General features: G+C 68.8%; 10 protein-coding genes. 5 read left to right on the forward strand and 5 right to left on the reverse strand.

The window, feature by feature from the left end; all coding sequences use genetic code 11:
* Positions 1–196 precede the first annotated feature (196 nt).
* Positions 197–541 carry a glyoxalase superfamily protein gene (locus tag QM619_RS01325; protein ID WP_415103508.1) on the forward strand — a complete coding sequence of 115 codons (345 nt, stop codon included), beginning with the start codon at positions 197–199 and terminating at the stop codon, positions 539–541.
* A 406-nt stretch (positions 542–947) separates the two neighbouring features.
* Here the strand turns inward: QM619_RS01325 and QM619_RS01330 are convergent, their stop codons facing one another.
* The gene (locus tag QM619_RS01330; RefSeq protein ID WP_415103510.1) at positions 948–1,529 is read right to left on the reverse strand and encodes a DUF1707 SHOCT-like domain-containing protein; all 582 of its coding nucleotides are present in this window, start codon (positions 1,527–1,529) and stop codon (positions 948–950) included.
* A 54-nt stretch (positions 1,530–1,583) separates the two neighbouring features.
* Entirely contained in the window at positions 1,584–2,882 is a 1,299-nt protein-coding gene (locus QM619_RS01335; protein ID WP_415103512.1) for a DUF4921 family protein, read from the reverse strand.
* A gap of 236 nt (positions 2,883–3,118) precedes the next feature.
* Here QM619_RS01335 and QM619_RS01340 point away from each other — a divergent pair, with 236 nt between their 5' ends.
* A complete protein-coding gene (locus tag QM619_RS01340; protein ID WP_415103514.1) occupies positions 3,119–3,685 on the forward strand; it encodes a WhiB family transcriptional regulator in 567 nt (188 codons plus the stop codon).
* Between the two features lie 58 nt (positions 3,686–3,743).
* On the opposite strand, the gene QM619_RS01345 is transcribed toward QM619_RS01340, so the two are convergent.
* The 3 genes from QM619_RS01345 to serS all read right to left on the reverse strand — a co-directional run bounded on the left by QM619_RS01345 (position 3,744) and on the right by serS (position 6,177).
* Complete coding sequence (locus tag QM619_RS01345) at positions 3,744–4,508, reverse strand: HAD family hydrolase (RefSeq protein WP_415103923.1); 765 nt, start codon at positions 4,506–4,508, stop codon at positions 3,744–3,746.
* Between the two features lie 214 nt (positions 4,509–4,722).
* The gene (locus QM619_RS01350; RefSeq protein ID WP_415103516.1) at positions 4,723–4,854 is read right to left on the reverse strand and encodes a hypothetical protein; all 132 of its coding nucleotides are present in this window, start codon (positions 4,852–4,854) and stop codon (positions 4,723–4,725) included.
* Between the two features lie 45 nt (positions 4,855–4,899).
* A complete protein-coding gene (serS, locus tag QM619_RS01355) occupies positions 4,900–6,177 on the reverse strand; it encodes a serine--tRNA ligase (protein ID WP_415103518.1) in 1,278 nt (425 codons plus the stop codon).
* 60 nt (positions 6,178–6,237) lie between these two features.
* On the opposite strand from serS, the gene QM619_RS01360 reads away from it, so the two are divergent.
* From QM619_RS01360 to QM619_RS01370, 3 genes are all read left to right on the forward strand, one after another.
* Positions 6,238–7,794, forward strand: a complete 1,557-nt coding sequence (locus tag QM619_RS01360) for a diacylglycerol kinase family protein (RefSeq protein WP_415103520.1) — start codon at positions 6,238–6,240, stop codon at positions 7,792–7,794.
* Positions 7,795–7,967: 173 nt separating this feature from the next.
* Positions 7,968–9,713 carry an ABC transporter ATP-binding protein gene (locus QM619_RS01365; RefSeq protein ID WP_415103925.1) on the forward strand — a complete coding sequence of 582 codons (1,746 nt, stop codon included), beginning with the start codon at positions 7,968–7,970 and terminating at the stop codon, positions 9,711–9,713.
* Positions 9,710–11,497: an ABC transporter ATP-binding protein gene (locus tag QM619_RS01370; RefSeq protein WP_415103522.1), complete on the forward strand. Its 1,788-nt coding sequence runs from the start codon at positions 9,710–9,712 to the stop codon at positions 11,495–11,497. The genes QM619_RS01365 and QM619_RS01370 overlap by 4 nt, the downstream gene beginning before the upstream one ends.
* The last annotated feature ends 41 nt before the right edge of the window (positions 11,498–11,538 follow it).

The raw sequence follows: 11,538 nt of genomic DNA on the forward strand, positions 1-11,538 counted from the left end.
GGAGCACGGGACAGCACGGGATGGCGTGAATGATCAGCGCTTCCCTACCTGATTAGGGCTCGTTGAATTCAGCGAGCCCTCAGGGAGCGCGGGAAGTGCGGCGGTGTGTATCACGTCCCTCATTCAGGTCTCGCCCACGCCACCGTGCGACGGCATCATGGAGCCCACGGACGTTGCGGCAAGGGAGGCGCTGACGATGACGCAGGTGGTTCCGATCCTTCGGGTCGCCGATGTTGAGAAGTCCCTGGCCTGGTGGCAGCAGGTCGGCTTCGCCCACGACTTCACCCACCGCTACGGTGGCGGCACCACGCACCGGTTCATGGGCATTCGGCGGGACGGCGCGGACATCTTCCTCAGCGAGAATGTGGCGGACGCCGACGGTCCAGGTCTGGTCTTCATCTGGGTGCCGAACGTGGACGAGGTCGCCCAGCGGTTCGGCGTCCAGGTGGAACAGCACCCCTGGGCCCGCGACTTCGAGGTGGTCGATCCGGACGGCAACCGCGTCCGGATCGGCACCAAAGAACTCGGCCAGTCGGCCTGACAGGTCCGCCAATCATGACTCGGTTGTCGGTCGCGATACACCTCTCCCTGGCGCTCATCGTCGGAGTGTCACGACCGGCCTCGGCCGTCCAGTCGAGATTTCCGCAAGGCCGGTGCTGGTGGGCGGAGCGGTGGAATTGCCCGGCCCACAGAATGGCACCCTGACCTGGACCCAGAAGTCTCCGTTGGGGATCGCGAAGCTTCAGCGCGCGGACCTCGGCGCCGGAAACTGCTGGACGATCAAACAACCGTCGGCGAACAGCCTGCTCGTCGTGCACGTGACGTCCGGAATCCCGGACGCGACGCAACTCGACGGCCAACTGCGATCGGTTCGCGTTCGAGGTTCCCGTGCGTGGTCCGGAAGGTCATGGGCACACTCGCTATCAACTGCGCCCTGGCCTCCGGATTCAGCGCAGGTCGTTGTCGGGCGGCTGGTAGCCCCGGTCGATCGCCCGCTGATCGCGCCGGTGGGCCCGGTCCTGCCGGCTGCCGCCGCGGTCACCGTTGATCAGGCCCATGATCATCGGGATCGCGGTGCCCAGCATCGGCCACATCGGCCAGTAGTAGATCAGGTGCCCGGTGCCCACCACGGTCATCAACCAGATCAGGTTGAGCATCACCGCCAGCCCGAGCCACCAGCGCGGGAATCGTCCGATCATGCCTTGCAACCCACCACGTTGCGGCGCTTGCAGGGTCGGGCCGCCCGAGGCCGACGCCGGCCTGGCCGGTGTCAGGTCGCTCAGCACCGGCACCAACTCGCCGAGGCTCTTCGAACTCATCGCCTGGTCGAGTCGCTGGTTGTATTCGTCGTTGTCCAGCCGTCCCTCGGCGTAGGCGTCGGCCAGCATGGACGCCGCGTTGGTGCGGTCGGCGTCCGAGGCGCGCAGCTGTTGGTACTGAGGGTCGCGCGGGTCGGCGGAGAACCCCGACCACCCCTGCCCACCGCCCGACTCGGGCACCGGGAGGTTCTGCCACTGCGGAGTTGACATCGGTCGTCCTACTTTCCTCGACTGACCCCATTCTGCACCCGTGGCACCCGACCCTCAGCGGCGGTCGGAGTGGTAGCGCAGCGAGTTCGGACGGCACTCGGCCTCGCTGCCGATCCGCAGATCGGCCGCGATCCGGCCGTCGTCGCGCAACGCCGCGAGCTTGGTCACCGTCCGGTCGCGGATCGCCCACGGGTCGAGCGTGTTGAGGTAGATCTTGGTGGCGCCCTCGAATCCGGCCAGGGTCGAGATGCGCCATTTGAGGACGATCCGCCAGGGCATCGCGACGTCCACGTCGATCGGACGGTAGTGCCATTCCTCATTGCTCGGAATGTCGACGCCGGTGGCGGCATGCATCGCGTGCAGCATGTCGGACATGCCGCGGAGTTCCTCGGACGGCATCTCCCACGGGTCGCATTCGGCGCTCTTGGAGTAGATCTCCAGCGACGGAAAGCGGTGCCCGAAGCCGACGAATGCGATCGCGTGGTCGCTCTCGGCCAGCACCAGGTTCTTGTAGCCGGCGTAGTTGACGGCGTCCTCGTTGAACACATTCGGGTTGGCCCGCAACTGGGCAACCGCCCGTTCGGCCTGGACGCCGCGCTCGTCGACAGCCACCAGCTGCTTGTGCAGATGATCGAAGGACGCCCCGGCGGGTCGCAGCCAGTTCTGGAAGACCACCACGTAGCGGGCATACCGGTTCAGGTCGTAGAGCGCCGCCATCGATTCCACGGTGAACGCGAGCAGTTGATGGTGTTCCTCCGGGTTCAGCGTCCCCGACCCGGCCAACTGGGTGTTGTCGAACGCACCGTCCACGAAATGGCGGCGGCTGATGATCACGTCATGGCCGCTGCCGAAGAATCCGGACGCGAACTCGACCTGCTCGTCGCCGCTCATCGCCGCGACCTGACCGGGCGTCCGGCCGCTGGCAAGCAGTTTCGTGCGAGCCACCGCCAGCACATGGGCGCGCCCGGCGGCCGATTCCAGATAGGCGGTACGGCGGGACGCCACCCGCGCCGGCAATTCGTAGCCGTAATTGGCGTGCCAGTACTGAAAGCTGAGAATCTCGAACAGATTCGGCACCCGACGGAATTCGGCGGTGGTGGCGAACAACTCTTCGGCGGTGATTCGATACAGCGTCTGCCAGCTGCCGTCGTCGCCGCGCACCACGCGGGATTTCTCCGGCGGCGTCTCCAGATAGCGCCTTTCGCAGAACGGGCAATACCGGCCGTGCTGATCGGGGTCGAGAGGCGCCGGCGGCGGCAGCGACACCTCGAGCGGTCGGTTGCCTCGTCCGGCGACCGTCCATACCTCGGTGCCGGAGAACGGATTGAGCTGCTTGACGGTTCCGTCAGCCATGACGGTCAGCCAGTCAGGCTCCTTGTGGAACCCCTGCATGGGTCATACTCCCCTGGATCGGCATTCCGGCCAGGGTAGCGTCCCGCCTTGTGTCGCGGCACTGCCGGGCTCAGAACCGCCGCATTGTGATCGCTCGAGGATTCACCGGACGGCATCGGCGAAGAGAGAGTGCAACCGAATTGTGACTGGTCGCGTCCAAACCCCCAAGAACGACCAGCCATGGAAGTGAGTCCGACATGCTGCACCGCACCAGCGCCGACCGCGCCGCCTGCATCGACAACCCCGCTCTGTTTCAGCACGAACTGCTGGAGGATCCCTCGCTGGCTCGAGGCGACAGCGAACGGCAGCGTCAGCTCACCCTGTTGACCGGACGCGCCCGCGCCACCTGCGCCGACTGCCCGCTGTTCGAGTCCTGCCTGTACGACGCGGTGGTCAGCCACGACATCGCGGGGTTCGTCGCCGGCACCACCCAGCGGCAGCGCTCGCAGATCCGGGCCAACCTGGGCGTCACGGTCGAGCCCGACGATTTCGACACCTTCGCCGGGGTCACCCGAAGCGGCCAGCTGCTCAACCACGACGAACTGCTGCGGATGCGCCGCGCCAACCCCGACGAAAGCCTGGTGGTGCTCGCGATGCGGCTCGGCTGCTCGGTCTCGACGGTGAAACGGCACATGCGCCGGGCCCGTGAGGCCACGACCACCGAGACGAAGCTGGCGGTGGCGAAGCCGACCATCGAGCGGGTTCTGGCGGCGTTCGAGGTCATCGTGCGTCCGTTCCGCTCCCGCGAAGGCCGGGTCGCCTGAGACCTTCTTTCCACGCCCCGGACGCCGCCCGCGTCCGGGGCGTGGCGCGTTCGGAGACTCAGAACCAGCGGAATAGTTCGTTGGCGGTGCCGTCGTCGGGGAACCGGTCGGTGACATGGTCGGCGACCGCGCGCACCTCGTCCGGCGCGTCGCCCAGGGCGACCCCGCGTCCGGCCCAGGTCAGCATCTCGATGTCGTTGCGGCCGTCGCCGATCGCCAGGACGTCACCGGCGTCGATGCCCAGGTCGGCGCAGACTCCGGCCAGCCCGTAGGACTTGTCGATGCCGTCCGGGGCGATGTCGAGCCAGGCCGTGTACCCGATGAAGTAGCTGACGCCCTGCAAGCCGAGGCGATGCGCGAGGCGCAGGAAGTCGTCTTCGGAGGCGTTCGGGTCGCGAACGACGACGCGGGTGACCCGTTCGGCGACCAGTTCGTCCAGCCCGACCTGGATCAGTTCGCCGGTGAGTTCGCCCGCCGGGAAGGGACGGTTGACCTTGAAGCCCCGCCCGATCACCTCGATGGCGAGCATCGCCTCAGGGTGGTCGGTGAGGACGCGGTGCACGACGTCCGTCGGATCGAAGGTGACCCGTTCGAGCAGTTCCAGTGGCGGAAAGCTGACCCGGACCGCCCCGTTGGACGACACATGCTGGCCCGGCGGCAACCGCAGCACATCGGCCACCGGCTTGGTGCCGGCCCAGCCGCGTCCGGTGCTCAGAACGACCGGGACGCCGGCAGCGACCACCGCGTCCACGGCCGCCGAGACCGACCGCGGCACCCGTCCGTCGAAACCCAGCAGCGTCCCATCGATGTCCAACGCCACCAGGCGAGGCCGCCATGCCATGCGCATACCCCCTTCTGGTTCAGGCTTTCAGGGCAGCGGTCCGAGAGCAAACCGGAAGCCCAGCCGACTCTGGCTTCATCAGGGACCACCCCGCTCGTCAAATAGCGACCGATTCCTGCCCTTCCCCAGGCCGATGAGGCGGGACGCCTCTGGAATCGGTCGCTATTTGACGGTGCCGTTGGTGTGTCGGCGATGATCATGAGAACTCGACCGGACGGGGTGGCTCGGTGCGCTCCGGAAGCTCGAGTTCGACACCGCCGACCTCGGAAATCGACGCGTGGAGGGCCAGCAGGAAGTTCTGTTCCGGCCGGTTGACTGCGGCATTCACCTGTCGAGTCGTCAACGCAGACCTGCCGACCACCTGATGGCAATGCTAGCGATTGGTCGGGGTGAGGAACTCTCGTCCGCCGAGATAGGGACGCAGGGCGTCCGGGATGCGCACCGAGCCGTCCGGCTGCTGGTGGTTCTCCAGCAGGCAGATGATCATCCGGGTCATCGCGCACAGGGTGCCGTTCAGGGTGGCGACCGGTTCAGTGCCGGCGTCCGTGCGCATCCGGATGTTCAGCCGGCGGGCCTGGAAGGTGGTGCAGTTCGAGGTCGAGGTGATCTCGCGGTATTTGCCCTGGCTCGGAATCCAGCCGTAGCAGTCGAATTTCCGGGCGGCGCTCAGGCCGAGATCGCCGGACGCCACTTCGAGCACCTGGAAGGGCAGTTCGAGCGTGGCGATGAATTCCTTCTCGAACTCCAGCAGCGTGCGGTGCAGGGCGTCCGCCTCGTCCGGCCGGCAGTGGACGAACATCTCCACCTTGTCGAACCAGTGCACCCGGAAGATGCCCCTGGTGTCCTTGCCGTAGCTGCCTGCCTCACGGCGATAACACGGCGAATAGCCGGCGTAGAGCCGCGGCAGCGTTGCGGCGTCCAGGATCTCGTCGCTGTGGTAGGCAGCCAGCGCCACCTCGGAGGTGCCGACCAGGTACAGGTCGTCGGCCGGCAGATGATAGACGTCTTGGGCGGCCTGGCCGAGGTATCCGGTGCCCTCCATCGAGGACGGCTTGACCAGCGCCGGCGGCAGGATCGGCGTGAATCCCCATTCCATCGCCTTCGCCATGGCCAGGTTGATCAGCGCCAGCTCAAGCATCGCGCCTTGTCCGGTCAGGAAATAGAAGCGCGCACCAGAGACCTTAGCGCCGCGCGGGATGTCGATCGCGCCGAGCAGCTCCCCCAATTCCAGGTGATCGCGCGGGGTGAAGCCCTCGGCTTCGAAGTCGCGCGGGGTGCCGTGCTCGGAGACCACCACGAAGTCGTCCTCGCCGCCGCGCGGGACGTCGTCGAAGACCGGGTTGGGCAGCGCCAGCATCAGCTCGTCGAACCGCTTGCCCGCCTCGGTCGCGGTCGTGTCCGCCGCCTTCACCTGCGCCGCGAGCTCCCGCGTGCGCGCGATCAGGGCGGCCTTCTCCTCGCCCTTGGCGCGCGCGACGTCCTTGCCCAGCGACTTCTGCTCGGCCCGCAACGACTCGAAGGACGCGATCGCGGAACGGCGTGCCGAATCGGCCTCGATCAGCCGATCGATCAACGCGGAGGACTCGCCGCGCGCCTCTTGGGCGGCTCGCAGACGGTCGGGTTCGGTACGCAAGAGTTTCGGGTCGATCACCCGCTCAGCCTATCGGCCGCGATGACCCACCCTGACGCGGGCGCAATGCCACAATGACGCATGCGCAGCCGCCGTCCGGGCATCGGCCCCCTCGCGACGATCGCCTTCGGGCTGGGTTTTGCGATCTGGACGGCTCTGGTGCTGTCCGGCAGCCTGGCCGGCCTGGACGTCGTCCAGGCCCCCGCGCCGCACTGGCAGCAGCCGATCATCCAGATCGCCGTGGCGGTGGCCATCGTCTTTCATCCGGTGGTGATCAACTGCACCCTGGCCGGCATCGCGATCTGGGCGTTCCGGCGCCGGCTGCGCAATCTGACCGTCGGCATCGTGCTGGCCATCGCGCTCGGCTGGGGCGGCCACGAACTGGCCAAGACGCTGATCGGCCGCTCTCGCCCGCCCGGCGTCCTGACCGAGGTGATCGGCAACAACGGCTACGCCTACCCGTCCGGGCACATGGTGGGCATCGTGACCGCCGCGCTGGTGGTGATCGCGACCACGACGACCACGAAGCAGCCCCGTCCGGTGATCGAATTCTGGCGTTGGCTAGGGCTGGCGCTGATCCTGCTGATGGCCTTCGACCGATGGATCCTGCAGGCGCACTGGGTCACCGACCTGGTCGGCGGCCTGCTGTTCGGCGGTTTCACCGCGAGCCTGGCGCTGACCGTGGCGAAGGTGCACATGCAGCCCGAGCGGCCGACCCGGGCCGCGGCGCTGGCCGCCAAGACCCCGAAGCGGTGCGCCATCGTGGTCAACCCGACCAAGGTCCCCGACTGGGCCGCGTTCCGCCGCCACATCGAGACCGAATGCCGCGAGAACGGCTGGACGCCGCTGTTCCTGGAGACCACTCCCGACGACCCCGGACGCGGCATGACACGGGCGGCGCTGGAGGCCAAGGTCGACCTGGTGATGGCCGCCGGCGGCGACGGCACCGTCCGCGTCGTGTGCTCGGCGTTGGCCGGGACGAACGTCCCGCTCGGTCTGCTGCCCTCGGGCACCGGCAACCTGCTGGCCCGCAACCTCGGCATTCCGCTCGATGAGGCCGAGGCGATCGAAGTGATCCTGCAGGGCCGCCGCGACCGGATCGACCTGATCGAGGTGACGATCGACGACGACGAGCCCGAGCACATCGCTGTGATGGCGGGCATCGGCCTGGACGCGCGGATCATGAGCGGCACCGATGAGGGGCTGAAGAAGGTGCTCGGGCCGGCCGCCTACGTGATGGCCGCCGGGGACGCCGCCAGCCTGCCGTCCTTCGACGTCACGATCGCCCTGGACGACGACGAGCCGATCCAGCGGCATGCCGGCCTGGTGATGGTCGGCAATGTCGGCCAGCTGCAGGGCAACGTCCAGCTGCTCCCGGACGCCCAGTTCGACGACGGCCTGCTCGACCTGTTCGTGGCGTCCCCGACCAGCCTGGCCGACTGGCTGCGGATCACCACCAGCGTGCTGCTGCCGGTGCCGGAGGCGTCCGAGATCGACCGGGGACAGGGCCGCAGTGTGGTGATCGAGACGTCCGAACCGGTCGAGTACCAGCTGGACGGCGATGCGGCCGGCGAATGCCGCCGGATCGTGGCCCGCGTCGAGCCCCAGACGCTGACCGTGATGGTGCCGCAGCGCTGACCGAATTGCGCCGGCGTCACGGTCTTGGTCGTGAACGTCGGCACTCCGGCGGGGTCGGTACTGTGATCAGTCGCCGATACCGAAACCCCGTGCTTCGCACCGGATCGAGCTGGGTCGGATAACCGCCTCCGAGGAGAAGAACCATCCATCAACGCAGAAGCGTCGTGTCCGGCATGGGTTTCGGCCTGCGCATCCTCGGGGTCGCGATCCGGCAGCAGCCGTGGGTGTTCGCCCTCGCCGTCCTGAGCAGTGTCGTCTTCGGCGCGCTGACCTCACTGGATGCGATGGCGCTGGGGTGGGCCACCGACGAAGTGCTGCTGCCTGCGATCGCTCGGCGCGAGGTGAGCAGCACCGGGTGGCTGTGGGCGGTACTGGCGGTCTTCCTCGGCATCGCCATCGTCCGCGCGCTCGGCGTCTTCGGACGCTGGCTGGGCGCCAAGGTGATGCAGTTCCGGTTGCAGTCCGAATACCGCCGGCGGGTCGCCACCCAATATCTGCGGCTGCCGCTGCGCTGGCATCAGACCCAGCCGACCGGACGCCTGCTGTCGAACGTCAGCACCGACGTCGAGGCGGCCTGGGCACCGTTGTCGGAGCTTCCACTGGCGGTCGGCGTCCTGACCATGCTGATCGTCGCGGTGGTGCAGATGGTCCTCACCGATCCGCTGATGGCCCTGGTCGGGCTGCTGGTGTTCCCGCTCAGCGCGCTGGCGACCGTGGTGCACCATGCCCGCTCGACGCCACTGTTGGCCAGGTTGCAAGAGGTGCGGGCCGAGCTCAGCGAGATCGCCCACGAGTCCTTCGACGGGGCGCTGGTGATCAAAGCCCTGGGCCGCGGCGAGCAGGAGACCGAACGGTTCGCCGACAAGGCCAAAGAGCTGAGCGAGATCGGCATCCGGATCGGCCGGCTCCGGGCACTGTTCGACCCGGTGCTGGAGGGAATCTCCCGGGCCGGCATCCTGGCCGTGGCCATCGTCGGTGCCGTGCGGGCCTCGTCCGGCGACGTCGATGCCGGCGATGTGGTCGCCGTCGCCTATCTGCTGACCGTGCTGGCGGCGCCGATCCGGGCGCTGGGCTGGCTGTTCGGCGGCCTGCCGACCTCGGTCGCCGGTTTCGAACGGGTGCAGCGGGTGCTGCGAGAGACCGCCGCGATGGGCTACGGCGACCGGCAGCTGAGCGGACGCGGCGCGGAGGGGGCGGCGCTCGCCCTGGCCGGGGTGTCCTTCGACTACGGACGGACGCCGGTGCTGCGCGGGCTGGACGTCGCGATCCCCGCGGGCCGCAGCGTCGCCGTGGTGGGCGAGACGGCGTCCGGCAAGAGCACCCTGACCTTGTTGCTGGCCCGGCTGATGGATCCGGACGACGGAACGATCGCGATCGACGGCATCGATCTGCGCGATCTGCGCCGGGGTGCCCTCGCCGAGCAGGTGGCGCTGGTGCCGCAGACGGCGTTCCTCTTCGACGACACCGTCCGCGGGAACGTGGCACTGGACGCCGACGTCTCCGACTCCCAGATCTGGGCGGCGCTCCGCATCGCACAGGCCGCGGACTTCGTCGCCGCCCTCCCGGACGGTCTGGACACCGAGCTCGGCGAACGCGGCGGCCGGCTCTCCGGAGGCCAGCGGCAGCGGATCGCGCTCGCCCGCGCACTGGTCCGCAAGCCCCGGCTGCTGATCCTCGACGATGCCACCAGCGCACTCGACCCCGAGGTCGAAGCCCGTGTGCTCGACGCCGTCCGGCAGGCCACCGGCGGCGCGACCGTGGTGCTGGTCGCGCACCGGAAGGCGACCGTCGCGATGGTCGACGAAGTGCTCTTCCTGGTCGACGGACGGATCGCCGACCGGGGCAGCCACCGCGACCTGCTGGCCAGGAACGACGCCTACGCCGACCTGGTCGACGCCTACGACAGGAGAGAGCGATGAGCCCCGCGGCACCCACCGGCCGGATCCGGGCCGGGGAAGGGCTTTCCGCACGCGAGTTATGGGACGGCCTGCGGGTCACCCCGCAACTCACCAAAGGCCTGTGGCTGACGGTGCTGCTGGCACTGATCGGCACCGTGGGCCGGATCGTCGTCCCGATCGTCCTGCAACAGACCCTGGACGCCGGCTTCGGCGCCCCGGACGGCGTGGACGTCGACAGCGTCGTCCAGATGACTCTGCTGGCGGCGGTGGCTGTCGCGGTGACCGGGCTGTCGTCGTATCTGATGATCGCCCGGCTGTTCCGCAGTTCGGAACGCGGCCTCGCCTCGCTGCGGATCGCGGCATTCCGGCGCGTCCACCGGTTGCCGGTGCCCACCCAGGCCACCGAGCCGCGGGGCGCACTGGTCTCGCGCGTCACCGGCGACGTCGATCAGATCAGCGGGTTCCTGGTCCAGGACGCCGTGCCGGGCGTGGTCAGCGTCGTCCAGTTGGTGCTGGCGACGGCGGTGATGCTGACCTACAGCCTCGAACTCACCCTGGTGGTGCTGGCCTGTTTCGTGCCGCTGGCGATTCTGCTGCACGTCGTCCGGGGTCAGCTGGCTTCGGCCTATGCGCGGGCCCGTGTCATGGTCGCGAAGATGATGTCGACCCTCGCCGAGGCGGTGGTGGGCGCAGCCGTGGTGCGCAGCTACGCCGTCGAGGCACGGGTCGAGAAGCGGATCGCGGAGGCGATCCCCGGATTCCAGGCGGCGAGCACCCGGTCGCAGGCGGTGGCGGTCGCCTCGGTCTCGATCGGCGGCATCGCGGCCGGGCTGACCATGGCGTTGATCCTGGTCGTCGGCAGCCTGCTCGGGGCCGAAGGACGGGTCACCGCCGGCCAGGTGCTGGCCTTCGTCTTCCTGCTGCCGCTGTTCGTCGAGCCGGCCCAGTCGGCCAGCAGAATCCTCACCGAACTGCACAGCGCGTTGGCCGGCTGGCGGCGGACGGTCGGCATTCTGGCCACCGAGGTGGATCTGCCCGATCCGGGAGCGGACGGCGTACGGCTGCCGGCGGGCGCGCTGGCGGTCCGGTGCCACGGCGTCCGCTTCGGCTACGTCGAGGGCGTCGACGTGTTGCGGGAGATCGACGTCGAGCTGCCACCGGGCGCGAGGGTGGCGGTGGTCGGCGAGACCGGTTCGGGAAAGTCAACCCTTGCCAAGCTGCTGACCAGGATCGTCGACCCCAGCGAGGGCGTGGTCGAGCTCGGCGGGGTCGATCTGCGTTCGGTGCGCGACGCGGAGTTGCGGCGCCGGGTGGTGCTGGTTCCCCAGGAGGGGTTCCTCTTCGACGGCACCGTACTGGAGAACCTGCGCTACGGCGACGTCGAGGCGTCCCGCGAGCGCGTCGAGACGGCGTTCGCGGAACTCGGCCTGGGCGACTGGCTGGCCTCGCTCCCGCACGGGATCGACACCGCGGTCGGGCAGCGCGGCGAGGCGCTGAGTGCCGGCGAACGTCAGCTGGTGGCACTGCTCCGCGCCCACCTTGCGAGTCCCGATCTGCTGGTGATGGACGAGGCGACGTCCGCGATGGATGCGGTGCTCAACGTCCGGATCGCCCGCGCCCTGGAGCACCTGCTGGCGGGCCGGACCTGCGTCACGATCGCGCATCGGCTGTCCACCGCAGAGGACGCCGACGAGGTGCTGGTGGTCGACGCGGGCCGGATCGTGCAGCGCGGATCTCACCATCGGTTGCTGGCCGAGGGCGGGGTGTACGGACGGCTGCATGCGTCCTGGACGGCGCAGCGCTGAGCCCCGACGAACCGGGGTTGTGACGCCGGGTTGGGCGGTCA

The organism is Micropruina sp. (genome assembly GCF_047606665.1).
In the GTDB taxonomy this organism is placed as follows: domain Bacteria; phylum Actinomycetota; class Actinomycetes; order Propionibacteriales; family Propionibacteriaceae; genus Micropruina.